This is a genomic window from Shinella sp. GW821-FHT10F02 (assembly GCF_058809275.1).
Genome location: NZ_JBXASL010000008.1, coordinates 359532 through 382013, shown reverse-complemented (window position 1 = coordinate 382013; position 22482 = coordinate 359532). Strand labels below are relative to the sequence as shown.

24 protein-coding genes are annotated in these 22482 nt (G+C 64.2%); 8 read left to right on the top strand and 16 right to left on the bottom strand.

Going from position 1 to position 22482, the window contains the following annotated elements; genetic code table 11:
- Positions 1–61 precede the first annotated feature (61 nt).
- The gene (locus tag AC1RWL_RS25325; RefSeq protein WP_493095880.1) at positions 62–643 is read left to right on the top strand and encodes an amino acid synthesis family protein; all 582 of its coding nucleotides are present in this window, start codon (positions 62–64) and stop codon (positions 641–643) included.
- 44 nt (positions 644–687) lie between these two features.
- Entirely contained in the window at positions 688–2118 is a 1431-nt protein-coding gene (locus AC1RWL_RS25320; RefSeq protein WP_493095879.1) for an aldehyde dehydrogenase family protein, read from the top strand.
- A 62-nt stretch (positions 2119–2180) separates the two neighbouring features.
- On the opposite strand, the gene AC1RWL_RS25315 is transcribed toward AC1RWL_RS25320, so the two are convergent.
- Both AC1RWL_RS25315 and alr read right to left on the bottom strand, forming a co-directional pair.
- The gene (locus AC1RWL_RS25315) at positions 2181–3431 is read right to left on the bottom strand and encodes a D-amino acid dehydrogenase (RefSeq protein ID WP_493095878.1); all 1251 of its coding nucleotides are present in this window, start codon (positions 3429–3431) and stop codon (positions 2181–2183) included.
- A 6-nt stretch (positions 3432–3437) separates the two neighbouring features.
- The gene (gene alr, locus AC1RWL_RS25310) at positions 3438–4592 is read right to left on the bottom strand and encodes an alanine racemase (RefSeq protein ID WP_493095877.1); all 1155 of its coding nucleotides are present in this window, start codon (positions 4590–4592) and stop codon (positions 3438–3440) included.
- Between the two features lie 124 nt (positions 4593–4716).
- On the opposite strand from alr, the gene AC1RWL_RS25305 reads away from it, so the two are divergent.
- Positions 4717–5190, top strand: coding sequence for an Lrp/AsnC family transcriptional regulator (locus AC1RWL_RS25305; RefSeq protein WP_493095876.1), 474 nt, complete (start codon positions 4717–4719; stop codon positions 5188–5190).
- A gap of 61 nt (positions 5191–5251) precedes the next feature.
- Here AC1RWL_RS25305 and AC1RWL_RS25300 read toward each other — a convergent pair whose 3' ends face one another.
- Positions 5252–5458, bottom strand: a complete 207-nt coding sequence (locus AC1RWL_RS25300; protein ID WP_493095875.1) for a hypothetical protein — start codon at positions 5456–5458, stop codon at positions 5252–5254.
- 68 nt (positions 5459–5526) lie between these two features.
- Here AC1RWL_RS25300 and AC1RWL_RS25295 point away from each other — a divergent pair, with 68 nt between their 5' ends.
- The 3 genes from AC1RWL_RS25295 (at position 5527) to AC1RWL_RS25285 (ending at position 7582) form a co-directional block, all read left to right on the top strand.
- Complete coding sequence (locus tag AC1RWL_RS25295) at positions 5527–5769, top strand: DUF2934 domain-containing protein (protein ID WP_493095874.1); 243 nt, start codon at positions 5527–5529, stop codon at positions 5767–5769.
- 82 nt (positions 5770–5851) lie between these two features.
- Complete coding sequence (gene glgA, locus AC1RWL_RS25290) at positions 5852–7312, top strand: glycogen synthase GlgA (RefSeq protein WP_493095873.1); 1461 nt, start codon at positions 5852–5854, stop codon at positions 7310–7312.
- Positions 7313–7390: 78 nt separating this feature from the next.
- Positions 7391–7582 carry a hypothetical protein gene (locus AC1RWL_RS25285; protein ID WP_493095872.1) on the top strand — a complete coding sequence of 64 codons (192 nt, stop codon included), beginning with the start codon at positions 7391–7393 and terminating at the stop codon, positions 7580–7582.
- Between the two features lie 32 nt (positions 7583–7614).
- Here AC1RWL_RS25285 and AC1RWL_RS25280 read toward each other — a convergent pair whose 3' ends face one another.
- On the bottom strand, positions 7615–7869 hold the full coding sequence (locus AC1RWL_RS25280; protein WP_369431682.1) for a DUF982 domain-containing protein: 255 nt from the start codon (positions 7867–7869) through the stop codon (positions 7615–7617).
- Positions 7870–7991: 122 nt separating this feature from the next.
- Here AC1RWL_RS25280 and AC1RWL_RS25275 point away from each other — a divergent pair, with 122 nt between their 5' ends.
- Positions 7992–8735, top strand: a complete 744-nt coding sequence (locus AC1RWL_RS25275; RefSeq protein ID WP_493095871.1) for a sulfite exporter TauE/SafE family protein — start codon at positions 7992–7994, stop codon at positions 8733–8735.
- Here the strand turns inward: AC1RWL_RS25275 and AC1RWL_RS25270 are convergent.
- From AC1RWL_RS25270 to AC1RWL_RS25250, 5 genes are all read right to left on the bottom strand, one after another.
- On the bottom strand, positions 8732–10519 hold the full coding sequence (locus AC1RWL_RS25270) for an ABC transporter ATP-binding protein (protein WP_493095870.1): 1788 nt from the start codon (positions 10517–10519) through the stop codon (positions 8732–8734). The two genes, AC1RWL_RS25275 and AC1RWL_RS25270, sit on opposite strands and share 4 nt — an antisense overlap.
- Before the next feature lies 1 nt (position 10520).
- Complete coding sequence (locus tag AC1RWL_RS25265; RefSeq protein ID WP_493095869.1) at positions 10521–11381, bottom strand: ABC transporter permease; 861 nt, start codon at positions 11379–11381, stop codon at positions 10521–10523.
- The gene (locus AC1RWL_RS25260; RefSeq protein WP_493095915.1) at positions 11378–12319 is read right to left on the bottom strand and encodes an ABC transporter permease; all 942 of its coding nucleotides are present in this window, start codon (positions 12317–12319) and stop codon (positions 11378–11380) included. The genes AC1RWL_RS25265 and AC1RWL_RS25260 overlap by 4 nt, the downstream gene beginning before the upstream one ends.
- A gap of 20 nt (positions 12320–12339) precedes the next feature.
- Positions 12340–13833 (bottom strand): ABC transporter substrate-binding protein, encoded by a 1494-nt coding sequence (locus AC1RWL_RS25255; RefSeq protein ID WP_493158514.1) that lies wholly within the window; start codon positions 13831–13833, stop codon positions 12340–12342.
- Positions 13834–13908: 75 nt separating this feature from the next.
- Positions 13909–15390, bottom strand: a complete 1482-nt coding sequence (locus AC1RWL_RS25250) for a M81 family metallopeptidase (protein ID WP_493095867.1) — start codon at positions 15388–15390, stop codon at positions 13909–13911.
- Positions 15391–16059: 669 nt separating this feature from the next.
- Between AC1RWL_RS25250 and AC1RWL_RS25245 the strand changes: the two genes are divergently transcribed.
- Positions 16060–16923 carry a MurR/RpiR family transcriptional regulator gene (locus AC1RWL_RS25245; RefSeq protein ID WP_319310186.1) on the top strand — a complete coding sequence of 288 codons (864 nt, stop codon included), beginning with the start codon at positions 16060–16062 and terminating at the stop codon, positions 16921–16923.
- A 3-nt stretch (positions 16924–16926) separates the two neighbouring features.
- Here the strand turns inward: AC1RWL_RS25245 and AC1RWL_RS25240 are convergent, their stop codons facing one another.
- The 7 genes from AC1RWL_RS25240 to AC1RWL_RS25210 form a co-directional block, all read right to left on the bottom strand.
- Positions 16927–17220, bottom strand: a complete 294-nt coding sequence (locus tag AC1RWL_RS25240; RefSeq protein WP_493095866.1) for a DUF6522 family protein — start codon at positions 17218–17220, stop codon at positions 16927–16929.
- 83 nt (positions 17221–17303) lie between these two features.
- Positions 17304–17993 (bottom strand): MOSC domain-containing protein, encoded by a 690-nt coding sequence (locus AC1RWL_RS25235; protein ID WP_493095865.1) that lies wholly within the window; start codon positions 17991–17993, stop codon positions 17304–17306.
- Entirely contained in the window at positions 17990–18547 is a 558-nt protein-coding gene (locus AC1RWL_RS25230; protein ID WP_493095864.1) for a redoxin family protein, read from the bottom strand. Before AC1RWL_RS25230 ends, AC1RWL_RS25235 begins: the two co-directional genes overlap by 4 nt.
- 220 nt (positions 18548–18767) lie before the next feature.
- Positions 18768–19484 (bottom strand): hypothetical protein, encoded by a 717-nt coding sequence (locus AC1RWL_RS25225; protein ID WP_493095863.1) that lies wholly within the window; start codon positions 19482–19484, stop codon positions 18768–18770.
- Between the two features lie 35 nt (positions 19485–19519).
- On the bottom strand, positions 19520–20167 hold the full coding sequence (locus AC1RWL_RS25220) for a MarR family winged helix-turn-helix transcriptional regulator (RefSeq protein ID WP_493095862.1): 648 nt from the start codon (positions 20165–20167) through the stop codon (positions 19520–19522).
- Positions 20168–20232: 65 nt separating this feature from the next.
- Complete coding sequence (locus tag AC1RWL_RS25215; RefSeq protein WP_493095861.1) at positions 20233–21627, bottom strand: DUF4360 domain-containing protein; 1395 nt, start codon at positions 21625–21627, stop codon at positions 20233–20235.
- Between the two features lie 163 nt (positions 21628–21790).
- Positions 21791–22381, bottom strand: coding sequence for a DUF4360 domain-containing protein (locus AC1RWL_RS25210; protein ID WP_256118388.1), 591 nt, complete (start codon positions 22379–22381; stop codon positions 21791–21793).
- Between the last annotated feature and the right edge of the window lie 101 nt (positions 22382–22482).

Genomic DNA, 22482 nt, shown 5'->3' with positions numbered 1-22482 from the left:
GATCAAGCGCCCTGTTTCCCTAGTCTTTGGCCATCCGAAAGCCAGGCATGGAGGTTGTGTGATGGCGCCCGCAATTCGAAAGTTCGTGACGTTTATCGAGGAGACTTTCATTGAAGGGGGACGACATTCAGACCGGCCCGTCACCGCCGTCGGCGTTGTCGCCATTCTGGAAAACCCCTGGGCGAACCAGCCCTTCGTCGACGATCTCAGCCCGATCATCAATGCCTATGCTCCCATTCTCGGCGAGGAGATGACACACCGTCTCGTTGCCCTGCTGCCGGCGGAGCGCATCGAGGCCTATGGCAAATGCGCGGCCGTGGGGCTGAATGGCGAGGTCGAGCACGGCTCGGCGCTCATCCACACCCTGCGGTTCGGCAATATCTTCCGTCACGCGGCGCAGGGCAGCAGCTATTTGAGCTTCGCCAACACGCGCAATGCTGCCGGCGCGCTGCTCTCGCTGCCGATGACGCACAAAAGCGTTACGGGCACCCGCTCGCATTTCCTGACCCTGAACCTGCAGGTGGCGGATGCGCCCCGGGAAAACGAGATCCTCATCGCGATCGGCGCGTCCGATGGCGGCAGGCCGCATGCACGCATCGGCGACCGCTTTCGCGACATGGAGGAGATGGGGATCAAGGCGTGACCTTGAACCCCGCAAACGGGAAGTGTGCGGAGAGGGCGGACGGGATGCTGGACAGAAGACAATTCTATATCGACGGAAAGTGGTGTGCGCCTGCGCAGGAAAGGACGATGGAGGTGCTCAACCCGGCGACGGACGAGCCCTTTGCCGTCATTTCCTCCGGCTCGGAGCAGGACGTCGACCGGGCCGTCACCGCTGCCCGGTCCGCCTTTGCGTTCTGGGGCAAGGTCGGACTGGCGGAACGGCTCGGCTATATCCGCCGGATCGTCGATATCTACCAGTCCCGCCTTGCCGAAATGGGGAAGGCCATCTCGCAGGAAATGGGCGCGCCGCTCGACTTCGCGACCCACTCCCAGGCCGAAGCCGGTCTCTACCACGCAAGGGCCTTTCTGGCGGCGCTCGACGAGTATCGTTTTGAGGAGCTCTTGCGGCCGGAGCTGCCCGACCAGAGGATTCTTCACGAACCCATTGGCGTCTGCGGCCTCATCACGCCGTGGAACTGGCCCATGAACCAGTTGGCGCTGAAAGTCATACCGGCAATCGCGACGGGCTGCACTGTTGTTTTGAAACCCTCCGAAATCGCGCCGATTTCCTCCATGCTGTTTGCCGAATTCGTCGACGCTGCCGGGCTTCCCGCCGGCGTCTTCAATCTCGTCAACGGGGAGGGAGCGATCGTCGGCGAGGCGCTGAGCCGCCATCGCGACGTCGACATGATATCCTTCACGGGCTCCACCCGTGGTGGCGCGGCAGTGTCGCGCGCCGCGGCGGCAACCGTGAAGCGTGTGTCGCTGGAACTGGGAGGCAAGTCGCCGTTCATCGTCTTTGCCGACGCGGATGTGCAGACCGCCGTAGCACGCGGCGTCATGCAATGTTTCAACAATACCGGGCAATCCTGCAACGCCCCGACGAGGATGCTCGTCGACAGAACGGTGTATGAAGAAGCCGTCGCGGTCGCAAAGGCGACGGCCGAAGCCGTTGCCATCGGCCAGCCGGACGAACCGGGCGATCATCTGGGGCCACTCGCCTCGCACGGCCACTATGCACGGGTCCAGGACCTGATCGACGTCGGCATAAGGGAAGGCGCGCGTGTCGTCGTCGGAGGACTTGGCCGTCCCAATGGTTTCGATAAGGGAAGCTTTGTCCGGCCGACGGTCTTTGCCGATGTGGACAACACCATGACGATCGCCCAGGAGGAAGTGTTCGGCCCTGTCCTGACGATCATTCCGTTTTCTGGCGAAGACGAGGCCATCGCCATAGCCAACGACACTCGCTTCGGCCTTGCCGCATTCGTCGAAACCGCGGACCTCGACCGGGCGCAGCGGGTGGCGCGACAATTGCGCGTCGGCATGGTCCAGATCAACGGCACGCCCAAGGCGGCCGGCAGCCCGTTCGGTGGCTACAAGCAATCCGGAAACGGGCGCGAAGGCGGCAGATGGGGCCTTGAGGACTACCTTGAGGTCAAGCTCATCAGCGGTTGAACGAATAGCTGATCGCGACATGGAAATGGTCGCGATCGGCGTTCACTCCGTTCCAGCAGCCGTCAGGCGTATCGCGCAACGGCAAGGTCTGTGGCATCAATATCCGGTTTCCTGCCGGAGACGATGTCGGCAATGACGCGGGCGGAACCCGAGCTCATCGTCCAGCCGAGCGTACCGTGGCCTGTGTTGAGGAAGAGGCCGGCGATCTTCGTCGCACCGATGACCGGCGTGCCGTCCGGCGTCATTGGCCGAAGGCCTGACCAGAAGGTGGCCTTGCCGGTGTCCCCGCTAGGGAACAGATCCATGACGGAATGTTCCAGTGTGCGGCGACGGGTCAGGCCGAGATCGTTGGTGTAGCCTGATATTTCTGCCATGCCGCCGACGCGGATGCGATCGCCAAGGCGGGTGATCGCGATCTTGTAGGTCTCGTCCATCACGGTCGATTCCGGCGCCCGCGCCGCGTCGGTGATCGGAATGGTCAGCGAATAGCCCTTGACCGGATAGACCGGCAGGCGAATGCCGAGGGGACGTACCAGCAGCGGCGAATAGCTGCCGAGGGCCACAACCACCGCGTCGGCTGACAGCTTTCCCGTGCCGGTCGCAACGCCACGCACCCTTCCTGCGTCAACGTCGAGGGCATTGATTGCGGTGTTCCAGACAAAGCGAACGCCGAGCGCCTCTGCCTTTGCCGCCAACGCATTGGCGAACTTGAAGCAATCGCCCGTCTCGTCCTTCGGCGTCAGCAGGCCGCCGACAATTTTTTCGCGCACATGCCTGAGCGCCGGCTCCACGCGGATGCAGCCCTCGGGGTCGAGCACCTCATAGGGAATGCCGTCGGCGGCGAGCGCCTTGACGTCCTTGGCGGAGGCATCGAGCTGCGCCTCGGTACGGAAGAGCTGCAACGTACCCTGCATGCGTTCGTCATAGGCAATGCCGGTTTCCTCGCGCAAAACGGCGAGCGCGATGCGGCTGTAGTCGGCCAGCCGCAACATGCGGCTCTTGTTGATGGCGTAGCGTCGCGAGGTGCAGTTGGCGAGCATCTGCGCCATCCAGGAAAGCATGGCGGCATCGATCTTGGGCCGCAGGATGAGCGGCGCGTGCTGCATGAACAGCCATTTCATCGCCTTCATGGGTATGCCGGGAGCGGCCCAGGGTGAGCAGTAGCCGAAAGAGACTTCGCCGGCATTGGCGAAACTCGTCTCCAGCGCCGGGGCCGGCTGGCGGTCGACAACCGTGACCTCGTGTCCGGCCCTGGCAAGTTGATAGGCCGACGTGACGCCGATAATGCCGGCGCCCAGAACGATGACTTTCATGGATCCTCACTTGGAAAGAAGGGGGGGGCAGCAATATTGCCGCTCGTATCGACGGCCGAGACCGGTCAGAATTTCATAGGAAATGGTGCCGGCGTCTCGTGCGATGTCCTCAAGGGGCTGGTGGGGTCCGAGCACCTCCACGAGACTGCCGCATGTCAGACGACCTGCCGGCAGGGCGGAGACATCGATGATGATGCTGTCCATCGAGACGCGCCCGATGATTGGCAGGCGGATACCGTCGCAATAGACCGCGCCCCGGCCACTGAGACTGCGCGGCAGACCGTCTGCATAACCGGCGGCAATGGTGGCAAGCCGCACTTCGCCCGTCGTGACATGGCTGGCGGCATAACCGACGCGCGTGCCAGCGGGCACGGTGCGTGTCTGCACGACGGCGACATCGAGGCGCACGACCGGCTCCATTGGGTTGTCACGCCCGGCGGTTGGGGCGCCGCCATAGAGCGCGATGCCGGGACGGGCGAGCGCGCCGTGGTAGACCTTGCCGAGAAAGATGCCGCCCGAATTGGCAAAGCAAACGTCGAATTCAGGAAACTCGACCGAGATGCACTCCATCTCGGCACGTTGGTCATCGTTTTGGTCGCTGTCGACATCGTCGGCGGAGGCGAGGTGACTCATGATGAAGAGGACCTCGATCCGACTGTCTGCCTTCACCAGATCTGAAAGCGTCGCCCGGTCTTTCCGTGGCACGCCGAGGCGCGACATGCCGGTGTCGAATTGCAGCACGGCCGGCAGCGTGCGGCCGAGCGTCTTTGCGGCGGCAGACCATTGCCGCCACTGGTCCAAGGAATTGATCACCGGCACGATGCCGTTGCGTGCGCAGGCGAACTCGTTTTCGGGCTGCAGGCCGTTCAGCACGAAGACCGCGGCGTCCGCGGCAAGAAGCGGCCGCAGGCGAAGGGCTTCGACAAACTGGGCGACGAAGAAATGGCGGCAGCCCTGCGCGTAGAGCCTGGGTGCGACCCGATCGGCGCCGAGGCCATAGGCATCCGCCTTGACGACCGCCGCCGCGCGCGCCGGCGCTACCTCCGTCGCCAGCTTTTCGTAGTTGCGGGCAAGTGCGGCAAGATCAATGGTCAGATAGCCCGTTGCGCCGCCCGTGCAGATCGTCTCGCTCTGCCCGTCTTCGTGAATTCCGATATGCATGTCCAGCCCCCGACTTCAGCGGAGCCTATTGAAACGATCACGAAATTAGGCACTAAATGGCGCTTGATTATTGTGTTATGTCGCGATTTTTGAATGAAACGACGAAGATTTGGAATGATCTGCGATGATGGCTCTGGATGCAATCGACCGCAATATCCTGAGGCTCCTCCGGCTGGATGCGCGCATGAGCAATGCGAGCCTCGCCGTCGAAGTGGGTCTTTCGCCTTCGGCCTGTCTGCGGCGCATCAAGCTGATGGAGCAGACGGGCGTCATCCGCGGTTATACCGCCCTCGTAGACGCGGGAAATGTCGAGTCCACAATCGCGGTCATCATCAACGTCACGCTGGAACGGCAAACGGAAGACTACCTTGATCGCTTTGAGGCAGCCGTGCGGAAATATCCGGAAATTCGGGAGTGCTTCCTGATGACGGGTGGCTCGGACTACCTGCTGCGTGTTGAGGTCGCCAATGCCGGCGAGTTCGAGCGCATCCACAAGGAAATCCTCTCGGCCATGCCAGGGGTCTCGCGGATCCATTCAAGCTTCGCAATCCGCAACGTGCTCGCGACACGGCCAAGGAGACAATCAAAGCGCACCTGAATGGGAACAGGTGGTGCTATTGCGATGGCGAGCGCTTGCATGTTTCCATCCGCTGTGCGCGTTAGGGGCGGACACCTGCAACCAAAATCAAGTCGAAACCCGTAGCAGGAATGCTGCGGATTTTGTCGTTTATAATGGCCCTTTTCTCACGCCCCACACCATCAAACAGCCGCGGCAAAACGTCTATTTTCTTGGGAACAAACAGCCCGTCATCCGGTTTCAAAATACGGCTGTCAGAGTTGCGAGCATCAAACCCGAAAGGGGTCATTTTGACCTTCCTTTGAAAGAAAACGGGTGGTGGCGCGATGGGCGGTCTTTTCAGAAAGGGGCATTCAGATGGCTGATTTTGATGATCTGGTTCGCACCGAGGCCTACCTCATCTGGCAATCGGAAGGGCGGCCGCATGGGCAGGATGCGCGGCATTGGGAGATGGCGACCGAACGCGTTCGGTCGAGAATGCCCGTAAAGACCTTGAAGACCGTGGCGCCGGTCAAGCCGCTTCCCCTCCAGCGCGTGGCGCTCTTGGCGCGTTCGACGCGCAAGCCGCAGCCGGCGGAAACCTTTCGCGCGTCCGCTTGACCGTTTCGCTATGCCGTCGCTTAGCGCCTCGCCACCCGGCGGGGGCTTTCGATCCCGTCAGCGGAGTGGTATCTGACAGGCCATGAACGTTCTGTCGATTGTTTCGGAGGTTTTTCCTCTCATCAAGACCGGGGGATTGGCAGACGTGGCGGGCGCCCTTCCGAAGGCCCTGCGCCCGCTGGGTATCGACGTCCTGACCCTGGTTCCGGGTTATCCGCAGGTGCTGGACCGCCTGCTGGAGCGGGTGGAAATCGGGTGCCTTGAGGGCCTGCTCGGGCACCGGGCCGTCGTTTCCCGCGCGACCACGGAGGGGCTCGACCTGCTGGTCCTGGAGATCCCCGAACTCTACCAGCGCACCGGCGGGCCTTATCTCGATGGCGCCGGTTACGACCATCCGGACAACTGGTTGCGTTTCGCCGCCTTGTCGCTGGCCGGTGCGCGGATCGCGCTTGGACACCTGCCGGTGGGCCGCGCCGATATCGTCCATGTGCATGACTGGCAGACATCGCTCGTGCCGGTCTATCTGCGGTATCGGTTCCAGAGTTCGCTTCCCGTGGTCTGTACGGTCCACAATCTCGCCTTCCAGGGGCAGTTTTCCATCGATATCGCGCCCCGCCTCGAATTGCCGGACGCAGCCCTTGGCATGGATTGCCTCGAATATTACGGCGGCATCGGCTACCTGAAGGGTGGCCTCGTCTGCTCGGATATCGTGACGACGGTCAGCCCCACCTATGCGCGCGAAGTCCTCTCGACGGAGCTCGGCATGGGGCTCGACGGCGTGTTGCAGACGCGGCGCGCAGCCCTTTACGGCATCGTCAACGGCATCGATGCCGATATCTGGAATCCGGCGACCGATCCTCTCATCCCCAGGCCCTACGATGTGCGATCGCTGGCGCGCCGGCAGGAGAACCGCGCGGCCGTGCTCCAGCATTTCGGCCTGCCGCATGCGAATGGCCCGCTCTTTGCGGCGCTGACGCGGCTGACCTGGCAGAAGGGGGCGGATATGTTTGCCGAGGTCGCCGAGGAAATCGTCCAGCACGGCGGCCAGCTTGTCGTCTGCGGGCAGGGCGATGCGGCGATCGAAGCGGCGCTCCGGGACTGCGCCTGGCGCTATCCCGACCGCGTGAGCGTCCATATCGGCTATAGCGAAGAACTCGCGCATCTCATCGTTTCGGGCTGCGACGTGCTGATGCAGCCATCGCGTTTCGAACCCTGCGGCCTGACGCAGCTTTATGCCATGCGCTACGGCGCAATCCCGCTTGTCGGGCGGACCGGTGGGCTTTCGGAAACCATCATCGACGCCAACGAGGCGGCGATGGCACGGGCGGTCGCCACCGGTTTTCAGTTCCACCCGGTCGATCCGCACAGTTTTCGCGAGGCGGTGCGCCGGGCCTGCGAGGCATTCGAGGACCGCGAGGCCTGGAGCAGCCTGCAACGCCAGGCCATGAAGGCCGATTTCTCCTGGGAGCGCAGTGCCTCGCAATATGCCCAGCTTTTCGAGGCATTGCAGACCGCGTGGCAGGCGACGGCCGAGCGGGCATAGGGGCTCGGCTTTTCGCGAGGCGCATCGAGGGGAACAATTGCCGCTGTCACCGATTTGTTGGGTGAACAGGAGGGCATCATGGCCATCATCCCCAACGAGCCCACGCCCGGTCCGGTCCCAATTCCCGACCTGCCGCCGATCGACAATCCCAGCCCGCCCATCGAGGAACCGGAGCCCGACCGGCTGCCGGACGAAAATCCCGACCCCAATCCGGACGAGAATGATCAGCCGCCGAAACATGTGAATGGGCGCGCGCACCGTCCTGTTTGAGATTTTCCGCCGCTGAAATTGCCGCCTGCTACTCAGTGCAGGGTGATGGCGATCTTCGCCTCGTGCGCGGCTTCCAGAAAGGCGTCGCGCGCCTCGTTGTCCTCGACGTCGCCGTCGAGCGCGTCCGCACAGAGGCGGATTGCCTTGTAGAAGGCGATGCCATGCTGTTTCGGCCAGAATTGCAGCAGATAGGCCGCCGCCTCGACGGAGCTTCGCACGATGACGAAGGCTTGCGCTTCCGGATTGGCCAGAACGACGGGCATCTGCCAGTTGTGATCGCTGTCCATATCGAAACCTGCCTTGTGCTTGTTCTCCTCCTACAATCGCAGATGGTGCAAAAAGTTCCGTAGTGGAACCAAAACGGTCGAAAAGGCGTCTAGCGTTTCGCGTGATAGGCGAGGAGAGGCCGATGCTGGATTACCTGACCGCGGACCTGCTGCTCTTTGTCGTGATAGGCTTTTTCGCCCAGATCGTGGATGGCGCGCTCGGTCTCGCCTTCGGCGTGCTGACCACCACGAGCCTGCTGGCTGTCGGCGTTCCGCCGGCAACCGCCAGCGCCATGACGCATGCGACGGAATGTTTCACCACCGCGGCCTCCGGCCTGTCGCATGCCTATCACCGCAATGTCGATTGGCGGCTGGTGGCGCGGCTGGCGCCGGCGGGCATGATCGGCGGGGCGATCGGCGCCTATCTGCTCTCCAGCATCGATGCCAAGGCGATCGAGCCCTTCGTTTCCGTCTATCTCATCGCCGTCGGCGTCTTTATCCTCTACAAGGCGTTCAGCCCCTCCTGGCCGCGCGATGTGCGCGACTGGATCACCCCCTATGTCGGCGGCGCGGGCGGCCTGCTCGATGCGATGGGCGGCGGGGGCTGGGGGCCGATCGTCACCAGCACCCTGCTGGGGCGCGGTCTCGACCTGAAAAAGGTCATCGGCTCCACCAACCTCACAGAGTTCGCCGTGACGGTGGTGATATCCATCACCTTCATCCTGGCGCTCGGCTGGTCGGAGCTTTCCTCGGCGGTCGGCCTGATCATCGGCGGCGTGCTCGCGGCCCCCTTCGGTGCCCTCATCGTCAAGCGGCTGCCGACGAAACCGCTGATGATCGCCGTCTCCCTCGTCATCACCGGCACCGCAGCGATGCGGCTGTTCTAGGCTGCTTCCTGCACGAAATGCCCCGGCGAAACCTCGCGATAGGCCCGCTTCGGCGGCACGTAGCCGTGCGGGCGCAGCGGGCTCTTGATCTCCTCGTTGAGCGGCGGCGGCTGGTGGCCGCGGCGGGTGGGGTCGGGCATCGGCACGGCGGCGATGAGGCGGCGGGTATAGGCGTGCTGCGGATTGTCGAAGATCGCGGCGCGCGGGCCGATCTCGACGATCTCGCCCAGGAACATCACCGCCACGCGGTGGCTGACCCGCTCGACCACCGCCATGTCGTGCGAGATGAAGAGGTAGGCGAGGCGGTGCTTTTCCTGAAGGTCGAGCAGCAGGTTGGACACCTGCGCCTTCACCGTCACGTCGAGTGCCGAGACCGCCTCGTCCGCAACGATGAATTTCGGCTGGAGCGCCAGCGCGCGGGCAATCGAGATGCGCTGGCGCTGGCCGCCGGAAAATTCATGCGGGTGCCGTTCGGCCATCGCTCCCGAGAGGCCGACCTGTTCCAACAGTTCGGCGACGCGCTCCTTCGCCTCGCGTCGGCCCAGCAGGCCGTGTGCCAACATGGGTTCGGCGATGGCCGAGCCGATGGTGATGCGCGGATTGAGCGAGGCGAAGGGGTCCTGAAAGATCATCTGCGAGGTGCGGCGCATGGCGCGCAGCACGCCGGAGCCCGCCTTGGTGACGTCCTGCCCGTCGATGACGACGGAGCCGGCGCTCGGATCGACGAGGCGCATGATCGCCCGGCCGGTGGTCGACTTGCCACAGCCGGATTCGCCGACGAGCGACAGCGTCTCGCCCGGCCGAAGATCGAAGGAGACGTCCTCGACGGCGTGGATCTGTCCCTGCGGCAGGGCGAAGCGCACGGAGAGTTTGTCGACCGTCAGGATCGGCTTGGCGTCTGCCGAAACGGGTTGCGTGACGCGGCCGTCGGTCGCGAGACCCGTCGCGGGATCGACATCCGGAAAGCGGCGCGGCGCCGCCGCATCGCCCATCGTGCCGAGGCGCGGAATGGAGGCGAGCAGCGCCTTCGTGTAGATCGCCTTCGGCGCGGCGAAGATGTCCTGTGTCGGGCCGGTTTCGATCATGTCGCCGCGGAACATCACCACGGTGCGGTCGGCGACTTCGGCCACCACGCCCATGTCATGGGTGATGAAGAGCACGCCCATGTTCTCCTCGCGCTGCAATTCGCGCAGCAGATGGAGGATTTCCGCCTGTACGGTCACGTCGAGCGCCGTCGTCGGCTCGTCGGCGATGAGTAGTTTCGGCCGGCAGGCGAGCGCCATGGCGATCATCACGCGCTGGCGCATGCCGCCGGAGAACTTGTGCGGATATTCGTGCAGGCGGGATTTCGCCGCGGGGATGCGCACGCGCTCCATCAGGCGCAGGGCCTCCGCCTCGGCCGCCTTCCACGAGAGGTCGCGGTGCAGCACCAGCGCCTCGGCGACCTGGTTGCCGATGGTAAAGACCGGGTTGAGCGAGGTCATCGGCTCCTGAAAGATCATGCCGATGACGCCGCCGCGCACCGCGCGCATCTCCGCCTCGCTTGCCTGCAAAAGATCGCGGCCTTCGAGCAGGATGCGGCCCTCGCAGCGCGCCCGGCCGGGCGGCAGCAGGCGCATGGTGGAGAGCGCGGTGACGCTCTTGCCCGAGCCGGATTCGCCGACGATGGCGACGGTTTCGCCGGCATCGACCGTCAGGTTGATGTTGCGGATGACGGCGCGCCATCCCTCCGCGGTCTTGAACGAGGTCGTCAGGTTCTCGACCGAAAGCACGGTGTCCGTCATGTCAGCTTTCCTTCGCAAGGCGCGGATCGACCAGATCGCGCAGCCCGTCGCCGAGCAGTTGCAGGGCGAGTACGGAGAAGACGATGGCCAGCCCCGGAAACACCATCAGCCAGGGCGCGTTGTTCATATATTCGCGGCCGGAGGCGAGCATGGTGCCCCAGGTCGGCATGTCGGTGGAAACGCCCACACCGAGGAAGGAAAGGCTCGCTTCCGCCAGCATGGCCGAGGCGAAGACGAAGGTCGCCTGCACGAGGATGGGCGAGGCGAGGTTGAGCAGCACATGGCGCGTCAGGATCTGCCAGGTCGGCAGGCCCATGGCGACGGCGGCCTCGATATAGGGCAGTTCGCGCAGCACCAGCGTGGAACCGCGCACGATGCGGGCGAGCCGCGGCGCATAGGTGATGCCGAGCGCCAGGATGACGGTCGTGAGCGACGGGCCGAGGGCGGCGACGAGCGCGATGGCGAGCAGGATATCCGGAAAGGACATCATGGCATCGAGCAGCCGCGAGATCGGCGCGTCGAGCTTGCGGAAGAAGCCGGCGGTCACCCCCAAGAGTACACCGAGCACGGTGGAGATGGAGACCACGCCGAGGCTGACGAGCAGCGAGATGCGGCCGGCAAAGATGGCGCGGGAAAAGATGTCACGGCCGAATTCGTCGGTGCCGAAGACATGGGCGAAGGACGGCGCCTTCAGCTTGTTGACGATCGACAGCTTGTTCGGCGCATAGGGCGCGATCCAAGGGGCGAGGATCGCCGCCAAGAGCACCACCGCGAGGATGATCGCACCGAAGAGGATGGCACGGTTGCGGAAAAGCCGGCGCAGGCTGGCGGTGAAGGGCAGGGGGAGGGAGGCGGTCGTCATAGGCGCACCCGCGGGTCGACGAGGATGTAGAGCATGTCCACGATGAAGTTGATGAGCACGTAGATCGCCGCGACGACCAGCAGCGCGCCCTGGATGACGGGGTAATCACGCCGCAGCACGGCCGAGACCACGAGATTGCCGACGCCCGGCAGGCCGAAGACGGTTTCCGTCACCACCGCGCCCGCCACCAGCATGGCGATGGAAAGGCCGATGACGGTGATGATCGGGATCAGGGCGTTCTTCAATGCGTGTTTCAGGATCACGCGCCGTTCGCTCGCCCCCTTGGCGCGCGCCGTGCGCACATAGTCGTCGCCGAGCACGTCCAGCATCGCGGCGCGGGTGAAGCGGGTGATCAGCGCCGAATTGACGATGCCGAGCGCCACGGCCGGCAGCACGAGATGATGCAGCCGCTCAAGGAAGGACGTGTCCGGCCCGCCATAACCGGAGGCCGGAAACCAGCCCTGGCCGACGGCGAAGACCTGGATGAGGATGAGGCCGAGCCAGAAGCTCGGCACGCTCGCCGCCACCATGGTGAGCGTCACGACGACCTGGTCGAACAGCGTGCCCCGCTTGACGGCGGAGAAGATGCCGACCGGCAGCGCGATCCCCACCGCAATGAGGATCGAGAACAGCGTGAGGAAGAAGGTTGGCTCGGCGCGCGCCGCAAGCGCCGTCGTCACCGGCTGGTCGAGGAAGATCGACTGGCCGAGATCGCCCTTGAGAATGCCCAGCACGAACTGGCCGTACTGGGCGATCAGCGGCGCATCGAGCCCCATCTTGGTGCGCAGTTGCGCGATGTCCTCCGGGGTCGCATCCGACCCCAGCATCACGGCGGCCGGATCGCCCGGCGTCACGCGGACGATGACGAAAACCACCGTCACGACCAGGGCGAGCACGATGGCCATGCCTCCCAGCCGTTTCAACAGTGCCTGAGCGATCCGAACCATGATCTAGGGCCTCACTTCTTCGGGGTTACGTTCCAGAAATGCGGCCAGTAGGTGGGCGTGTAGCCGGAAACCCCGGTGGAAACCCCCGTGACCGCGTTGAAATTGCCGGCCTTGAAGAGCGGCGCGTCGTCGTAGATCACCGCCTGGATTCCCTCCCAGGCCTTCTGCTTGTCCGCGTCGGAGACGGCGTCCATGTAGGTCGCGACGACCTTGGCCTTCTCCGGCGAGACGTACCAGCCGGGATAGCTGTCGGTGATCGTGTTGATCGTGGTCGGGTCGCCCGGGAAGTTGGAATGGGTGATGAAGATGTCCCATTCCTTCGGGTCGGCACGCCGCGTGGTCAGCGTTGCCCAGTCCACCACCTGCATGTCGACCTTGAAGCCCGCGGCTTCGAGATAGGCCTTGGCGACCTCGCCGATCTTGTAGTGGAATTCGTACTGGCGGCTGGTCATCAGGCGCAGCGGCGTGCCGTCGTAGCCGGCCTCTTCGAGCAGTTTCGCGGCGGCCTCCGGATCGCCCTCGCCATAACGCGCGACGCCGGATTCCGTGTGCCAGAGCGAACCCTTCGGGAAGATCGAGCCGTCGACGCTGAAGAAGCGCTCGTCGGAGAAGGCGGCAAGCATCATGTCGTTCGGGTTGAGTGCTGCCTGCACGGCCTGGCGCAGCGGCTTCTTGGTGAGCAGGCCCTCCTTCATGTTCATGTTGAGCGAAGCCCAGCCGGTGTTTTCATAGATGACCGGCTTGGCATTGCCGCTCGCCTCGACGCGCTCATAGGCGCTGACCGGCAGGGAATCCGCAAAATCGAACTGGCCGGAGATCAGTCCCTCGACGCGGGTATTGGCGTCCGGCACCGGCACGAAGCGGATTTCCTTGGCGATCGCCTCGCGTTTTCCCGCATAGTTGCTGGGCTCGCCCTCCGGTGACTTGTAGCCGTCGAAGCGCACGAGCTGGGTATATTGGTCGGGCTTGCGCTCCTTCAGCGCATAGGGGCCGGTGCCGATGAAGTCGGTCAGCGTATCGGCGATCTTCTCCGACGGCATGATGATGGAGGCCTGCGAGAAGGTGGCGAGCAGCGGCGCATACCGCGACTTCAGCTTGACGACGACCGCGTTCGCGCCGTCTTCCGAAAGGCTCTCGATGACTTCGGCGACCTGCTTGCCCTTGGAATTCACCGCCATCCAGCGCGTCAGCGAGGCGGTCACGTCCTTGGCGTCGAGATCGCTGCCGTCATGGAACTTGATGCCTTCACGAAGCGCGATGCGATAGGTGAGGCCGTCCTCGGAAATCTCCGGCATGGCGGCCGCGAGCAGCGGCACGGAGCGCCATTCGGTGTCATAGGTATAGAGCGTCTCGAAAATGTGCTGGTCGATGGTCAGCACGATGTCGGTCGGCGTCTGCATGGCGTCGAGCGTCGGCGGCTCGCCGATGGTCGCGACGGTGAGCACGCCGTCGGTGGTCTGGGCGATCGCCAGGCTGCTGGTGCCGGCAAGTGCGGCCAATGTCATGAGAACCAATGCACTTTTCATCGTGTAACCCTCTCTTTTTTCAACGTTGACGCCGGCTCCCGTCCGGCAGGTGGTTCAGCTTTCCAGTCCGAGCGGATCGGCGACACGCGGCCAGAGCGTAAGACTCGCCTTGCGATAGGCCGTCGTGGCCGGGTCCGTCGGGTAGGAGGTCGGCGCGGCGACATAGACGATCTCGGAGGAGACCGGCTGGAAACCGGCATGGAAATGATTGGTCGATTTCACCAGCAGGAAGGCTTTCCGCGTGAAGTCGATGCCCTGGTTGGCGAAGATGTCGGGCTGGTAGGTCTGGGTGCGGCTGGTGATGAGCACGATGTCGATGGTCGTGCCGAGTGGGCGCACCACCGCGGCGGCGCCGAGCGTCACGCGGCTGTTGCGAAAACTTTGCCAGCCGGCATCGAACACCGCCTGCACCGTCACCCGCAGGTCGAGCGGCTCGCCGCCCTCCGGGCCGGATTTTCCGCCGAAGCGCAAGGCAAGCTCAGCCCCTTCGCCTGCCGCATGGCAGAAGGATACGGCGATCGGATCCCAGATCGTCGCCACCGCGACGTTTTCAAAACCGCGCTCGATCATCCGGCGCAGGATATGGGTCGCATCCCCCGCCACCCCGCCGCCCGGATTGTCCCAGACATCGGCGATGACGACCGGCACATCCGGCCGCTCGGTGCGCACCGCCAAGGCCCGGTCGAGCCCGCCCTCGGTGTCGAGCATCGGCATCGCTGCCTGCCGGCGCAGGGCGTAGAGCTCGTGGCCGAGCGCCTTCGCCAGCGCCTCGCCTTTGGCCTTGTCGCCATCGGTCACGACGAGGATGCGGGTGCCCATGTCCGGCACGTCGCCGGCCATGAAGCCGTGGATGACGGAGATCGACAGGATACCGTCGCGGCCCTCCATCGCCTTCAGCCGGTCGACGAAGGAGCGCATCGGCTCGCGGCTGGTCGGGTAGAGGGTAATCATGCGGCAGTCGAAGGTCGAGATGACCGGGCGGATTTCGCCACGCAGCGTGCGCAAGGCAAGGTCGACGACATGTTCGCCGCGCTCCTCGAAATCCGTGTGCGGGAATTCGAGGAAGGTCGCCATGAGGTCGAGATTGGCGACGCGCAGCGCCGTCAGGTGGCTGTGCGGATCGAACTCTGCGGCGACCAGCACCTTCGGGCCGACGATGGCGCGGACACGCGACAGCAGGTCGCCCTCCGGGTCGTCATAACCCTGCGCCACCATCGCGCCATGCAGGCCGAGCACGACGGCATCCACAGGCAGCGCAACCTTCAGTTCGTCAAGAATCTGGTCGCGCAGCGTCTCATAGGTCCTGCGCTGGATGAGCCCCGCCGGCTCCGCCCAGCAGGAAGTGCCTTCGATGACGGTAAAGCCCTCGGCGCGTCCGCGCCGGCGCAGGATCGGCACGACGGAGGAGCAGAGCGTCGGCGTGTCGGGATGTTCGCCCGGCCCCGCATAGAAGGCGGCCTTGAAGGCGTTCATGTCCGTCGGAACGGGGGAGAATGTATTGGTCTCGGTCGCCAGCGAGGCCGTGAAGATGCGCATGTTGATCCGTCCGAATGGGTTGAAGCTCGTAGACATGCCCAGCCGCCATCAGCCGCCGGTGAGGGCGCTGACATGTCCGGCCGTGAGGCTTTCCGATAATGTTCCCGTTGCTTGTTTCACCGCTTCTGCGGTGTAATTTATTTTCCTGATAGTGCGATAATTTCATAGAAAGTCAAGATCGAGTGCACTTTGGACCGCTAGTAATGTAATCTGTTTTCTTGTTGATCGGAAAAGAGAGGAATTTTCACGCAGCAAAATTTCGCAGAGAGGTCAGCCGCAGAGCGAGCACTTCGAATCCTCTATGAATATCAAGTCGTTCCGAAGCCAACCCTTGGTTTCGCTGCGTGCGAGCGGTGAAAATGGCCTGAAAATGCAAGGTGGCGAAGAGGGTCGGAATTTCAGCGCCGTCTGCCGTCGCCTCGGCGTTGCAGCCGTTCGAGGTGAAATTATGAAAAAATATTTCTCCTGCGCTTGTAAAAATCGGACACACCGCAACCTCTGGAGCGAGGCGAGGATGGCCACAAAGTCTGCCATACCGGCGTTTCGCCTGAGAAAAGCAAGGCCCCGCCCGCGAAGCCTCATGCCAAACCCATTGATGCGAAGCGGCACTGTGTTATGACTGACGCATAAGAAATTCGTTTTCACGCATCGCGCAAGGGCGGAGAGCCGATGGACCTTTTTCACGCATTGTCGGATGAGGACGGCCGGCTTTCCGGGCTGGATCGCAAGCTCGCGCAACTCGCCCTGGAGGACGTGGATTTCGTCGTCAATTCGTCGATCGGCGAGCTTGCCGAGCGCGCCGGCGTGTCGCCGCCGACGGTCACCCGCTTCTGCCGCCGGCTCGGTTGCAAGGGCTATCCGGATTTCAAGGTGCAACTCGCCCGGCTCACCTATGTCGGCCTGCGCTACGTCAAGCCGGAAGTCCCGACCGAGACGGCGGACGAGGTGGCCGAGGACATCATCGCCAAGGCACAGAACGCACTGTTCCAGTTGCACCGCCAGCTCGATTTCGCAGCCCTCGATACGGCGGCCCGCCTGCTGCGCGGCGCGGATTTCATCCAGGCCTTCGGCGCCAGCGGCAATTCGGCGATGATCGTCAACGAGCTGCACAACCGGCTCTTCCGGCTCGGCTGCCGCGTCAATGCCTCGAACGACCACAATATGAACGCGATGATTTCCGCAGCCGCCCTGCCGGGCACGGTGGTGTTCGGATCGTCCTTTACTGGGCGCGATCCGGCGCTGGTGCATTGCCTGGGCCTGCTGCGCAAGCGCGCCATCCCCACCATCGTCGTCACCCAGAGCGGCTCGCCGGTCGCGACCGCGGCGGACGTGGTCATCTCCGTCGACCTGCCGGAGGGCAAGAACATTTTTCGGCCAACCTCGACGCGTTATGCCTATCTGGCGGTCATCGACATGCTGGCCAATCTCGTCGCCTATACCGATAGGGCCAAGGCGCTGAAGACGCTGCGCAGCATCAAGGAGGAACTGGTGAGCCGCCGCGACGGCGACGACCGCCAGCTTCTCGGCGACTGAATGTCAGCGCCCCGTGCGCGGCGGCGCGGAGGGGATGACTTCGATGCGCTGCGTGCCGACGGTGCCGTCCGCCTCGACGATCGCCTGCCAGCGCCGGTTGCCGCAGCGCACGGTCAGCCGCCAGCGGCCCGCATCCTCCCCCTCGCCACGCTCGACGCGCGATGCGACGAAGCCGCGCCGCATCATGTCGCGCAGCGTCTGTGTCGGCCAGCCGAAACGCGCGGCCAGCATTTCCGCCGGCAGCAGGAATTCGCCCGCTTCGTCACGGCTGAGAATGATGGGCTGGGCGTCGGTCATGCAGCGTCTCCCGGCGACTGGACGGTGAAGATCAGTCTTAACCCGCGCCGCATCCGGCCGAAAGGGCGATAGCGTCGCAGAGCCTAGGTGGAGCCGGTGAGGCGCCTTGTCCAGTCCTCGATCCGGTTGCTTTCCAGCCTCCGGGCGGCATGGGCCTGCCAGCCGGCGGCAAGCGGCTTCAGCGCGGCGATGCCGGCAAGCTCTTCGCGGTTGAGCGTGTCGATATAGAAGGCGCGCCAGATGCGCGCGAGCGTCCATTCCGGTGCCGCGCGGTCGAGCAGGGTCAGGCGGTCCGCGGGCGTGACGGTGCCGGGCTGGAGCACGCGATAATACCAGCCCGTGCGCCCGGTCGATTGAACCGTGCGCGCCATATCGGCCCGGCCGAAACGCTCGTTCAGCTTCCAGCACGGCTGCCGGCCCTGGCTCACCTCGACGACGGCCGTGCCAAGCGCAAAGACATCGCCGATCGCCACGGTGTCTTCGGTGAGCCCGGCGGTCGAAATGTTCTCGCCGAAGGCGCCGGGAAAGGTCAGCAACGGATGCGCGCCGAGATCGCGCGCCCAGGCGGCATAATGCTCGAAGGGATAGTGGTGCACGGCCTTTTCCGGCCCGCCATGCCGCACCGTATCGCCCTGCGCGTCACCCCGGAAGCCGGTCAACGAGAGAGCAAGCGGCCCCGCCACCGCCGATTTCGCGATGCCGCTCGGCACGCCGCGGGCGCCAAGCGGCGCCACTGCACCGACGCGAAGGCTGAGCAGGGCAACGCCCGTCATGAGAACAACGGCGCCGCGCAGCGGCCGTCGGCGCACCCATCGTCCGCATCCGCCGTCTCGCCAGCCCGCACCGGAACGGGGTCGGCGAGCGCCATGGCGATCCGCGCACCCACGGCGATGTCGTCCTCCACGCCAAAAACTTGGTGCAGGATGGTGCCATCGCGCCCGATCAGCACGGAAGACGGCGTGCCGCGCAGCCCGAAGCGCCGCATCGTCACGGGAATGTCGGAACCCTCTTCCGCAAGGTCGACGGCGACGGGCGATTTCAGCCGGTATTCGTGCAGGAACGCCTGCAGCGTTACCGGCGACATGGCCGCATGATGCTCGAAGACCGTGTGGATGCCGATCACCTGCAGGTCGGTATGGGCGAAGACGCGCTCGATGCGCTGCACCTGCGGAATGGCCTGCGCCACGCAGCCGGGGCAGAGCAGCTGGAAACTGTGCAGGAAAACCGGCCGGCCGCGCAGCCCTTGCAGCGTCAGCGGACCGGGCGTGTTGAACCAGGCGCTGACGGCCAGTTCCGGGGCAAGAGGCCGGGCATCAGGCTGGGACATGGTCGCCTCCTTGCTGGCGGGGGTCGATACGGGTAATCCTTGTCATGTTCTTTCTTTCCATTGCCTGGAGGGGAGGAATTGTCGGTCCGGCGATGGCAGTCGCCGGACCGACGCGAGAGCATAATCCGACCGGAGTGAAACGAGGATCGACAAGATTATGCTTCAAAAAGAAGGATTTAGAGCGCCGATCTGATTTAATCAGATCGAGCTGCGCTCTAAATCATTCGGTGGGCGCGACCTTGCCGGGCAGGCTCAGATTGCCGGACGCCACCTTGAAGACGTTGCTGACGCAGAGCAGCGGCGCATGCAGGTTGCCGTTGACCTTGAGGCCGGCGGTCACGCCGTCATAGGAAGCACCCTTGATGCCGCCGATCAGCGACAGCGGAATGGCGACGTCGACCGTGTCGCCCTTGAAGCTGGTCGGATAGTCCGGGCTGTCGATCAGAAGCGGTACGCCGGGCCACGTCTCCGGCACCTTGGGCTTTGCGCCTTCCGGAATGTCGATGACCTTGAGGCCGCCGCCGCAGGCCTTGTCCTCGGCCAGAACCACCCAGTGCGGATGCCAGACATGGCGGTTCTTGCCGCCAAAGGCCGCATCGTCGAAATCCGGATGGAAGGTGACGGCGAGCGCGACGATGCCCTGGCCCTTGTCGAAGCCGATCTCGCCGCTATCGAGGCTCGTCGGCCAGACATAGGCATAGACGCTGGAGCCTTCGAACGTGCCCGTCGCATCGGGCTTGTCTTTGCCGGCCTCGCCGCGCACGCGGGTGGTGAAGATCGCGCTGTCGCCCTTCGTGGCGATCGTCGTCTCGATGATGTCGAAAGAGGCCTGGACCGCTTCAGCGGGCTCCGCCTTGATGGAATGGGCGGAGGCCGTCGCCAGCCATAGCGATGCCGTTCCGGCGATGACTGCGCCGGTTAAAAATCTGCCGAACATGCGAAATTTCCTTTCGTTGCCTGGAGGGGGTTGGATTATCCCGTTTGAAATGCATCCCAGGTGGCAGCCCGGGAGGCGGGATCGGCTTCGACGTGATCGCGGCAATCGATGCGGAGTTCCCGCTGGCCGAAGGCCGCGTCGACGAATTTGCAATGGTGGGGCCGCGCCGCATCCGCATGGGCGAAGGGCGCGAAATAGCGACAGGTCACGCACATGCGCTGGACGGGGATCGCGTCGGCCTCCTGGAGGCGCCGGATCATCTTGATCAGGGTGACGAGCAGGTCTTCCTGCTCGCCGTCGTCGAGGGCGCCGATCGCCTGGGCGGCGAGGCCATCCTCCGTGTCCGATGTGCGCAGCGCCGAAGCACCTTCGGCCGTCAGCACAACGCTGACCGCGCGCTTGTCGGCCGCGCCCTGCCGCTTTGCGAGAAAACCCTTGCGCTCCAGCGCATTGATCGAATCCGTCGCGGTCGGCTGCGAGACGCCGAGATGGGCGGCGATCTCCTTGACGCCAAGCCCGTCCTTCTCGCGCCCTTCCAGCAATGTCAGGATTGCAAGCTGCGTCGGGTTGAGGCCAGCGGCCTTCGCCCGGTTCCACTCGTCGACGCGCAGGACCATGCCCACGCGCGAAAGGCCTTCGCGAATGCGGGTGTCGATCGAAAGGGGGTTCTTCGGCGTTTCCATGCCGTTAATATATAGGAGTCCTATATATTTTCAAGGGGCGGAAAACAGCCCCGGACGGGAAGGCGTCAGAACGACGCCTTCAGCTGCCCGCCGATGTTCCAGTCCGGCTTGTCGTTTTCGCGGAAGGTGGCGGAAACGGCGGTGTCGAGCTGCCAGCGCTGGTCGAATTTCCAGCCGACGCGCCCGCCGACCGTCGCAAAGTTCTGGTCTTCGGCCTTGCCCTTCACATCGCCGACCCAGTCGACGGACGCTTTGACGCCGTTGCTGCCGGCAAAGGTCCGGCCGACCGCGCCGAGCAGGGTATAGTCGAGCCTGTCATCCAGCCTGCGGCTCCAGGCGAGTTCGGCGCTCACGGTGTCGGAGTGCGAGCGGCCGCCCTTGATATGCGCCGCGAACAGGTTCTTGCCGGAGGCGTCCTCGTCATAGCCGTCGAGGTCGAGCCAGGAGCGGGTGAAGCGGGTGGAAAGCGCGATCTCGTTGGCGTCGTCCGGCGCATAGATCACGCCGAGCCGCCCATAGGCGCTGAACAGCGAGCCGGAGGCGGTGCCGCTGGCGAAGACCAGCGAATCGAGGTTCACGTAGCTGCGCGAAAGAGAGGCCGAAACATCGGGCGATCCCCAGGCGCCGGCCTCGCCGAAGGCGCGCCAGGTGGTGGCGGGCGTGGTGTAGCGCACGGCGCCGGCAAGCAGCGCCAGCGTGTCGAGCGCGACCTCGGTACGGTTGGGGTTGACGATGGCGGCACCGCCGAGAAGGCTCACGCCATTGCCGGCCTCCCAGCGCCCGTTGAAGCCCGCGGCCGCATCCGAGCTGGCGAAGGCGGCGAGGTAGCTTCCCTCGTCGAAGCGGCTCGTCTGGCCGAGCAGGTTCTGTGCGGTGTCCATCAGGTCGAGCGCGATGGATTGGCGCTGGCGCGCGATCTGGTTCATGGAGCCGACGACCGAGGCCGTGGTGGTGAAGCCGATGCGCGCGAAATCGATCGAGTCGATCGAGAGGGTGGATTCGAAGCCGTTTTCCTCGAGGGGCCCCGTCGCATCGAGGATCACGGCGAGGTCGAGCGTATCGGATCCCGAAACGCCCACCCTGTCGGAGATGGCGACGTCGTCTTGCAACGACCCCTTGATCTCGTATTTCAGGATCTGCTTGCCATCCTGCGTCGTGCGAAGGGAGGCGGTCTGGCCGTCCTCCGTCGAGGCGAAACCGCGATAGTCCACGTTATAGACCGAGTGCCCGTCCTTCTGGGTCACGGGCACGCTGAGCTTGCAGGAACTGGTGGCGCGCCGCGCGCCCGAAGCCCCGCCCGCCATCACGGAAAAATCGTCGAACAGGATGCTGGTCGCGTTGCCGTCCGGCGATTGCGTGGACGAAAACGTGCCGTCCGCGCAGCCGTTTGCCGCGAGCGCGAGCCCCGGAAGCTGGACCGAAGCGGCGGCGAGAAGGGCAAAACGAAACGCAACACGCATGCAAAAGATTCCCTGAAAACGACCGGGCAGCGATCAACGCCGCCCGGCTTTCTGCAAGATTAGAAGCAATTCCAGCAAAAGTGCGAAGCGGTTTTGCGTCCGGAATTGCGTAAGAAAACAATCGATAAAGCGTTTTCGTGATTCGGAGAAAAGCGGAAATGCTTTAGCGGCAGGTGCGCCACTGCAGCTGGTAGATGATCGCTGCCTTGACGTCCTGCGTATCGACCGTCGCCATGGCTTCCTGGCCGCGCGTCGTGTTGACGCGAATGCTGGAATTGGTGCGCAGGTTGACGTCCTCGCCGCAGGCCGACCAGATCAGCGATTCCGCCGTCAGCTTGTTGGAGATCAGGTAGTCCTTTTCCTTCGGGCCGGTGAACGTCTGGCGGAAGGCCGGGCCGCGTGTGCCGGCGAAGAAATATTCGACGTTGAACTGCGAGCGCGCGCCGCGCGGCAGCTGGTTGAAGCCGCGATAGTCGATCGCCAGCACCGAGACGCTGCGGCCCTGCGGTACGTGGACCGGGATCGCGACGTTGCAGGTCTTGCGGTCGAAGGACTTGCCCGTCTCGCCGCCGGCTTCCACGACATATTCGTCGAACAGCAGGCTGAGCGCCTTGCCATCCGGGCTCAGCGTCGCCGAAACGCTGTCTGCCGGGCATCCGCTGCCGCCATAACCGGGCGTGCCGAGCGAAATGTCGTCCGCATAGGCGGCCGTGGCAAGAAAGAGGGATGCGAGCACGATACCAACGGTTTTCATGATTTTTCCTCGATTTCGAAACGAACCTGGTGTTCGTCTGAAGATATGACTGCCGTGACCTGAACCATCGCTGAGCACGACGTTCATTCTGGAGTCATCCG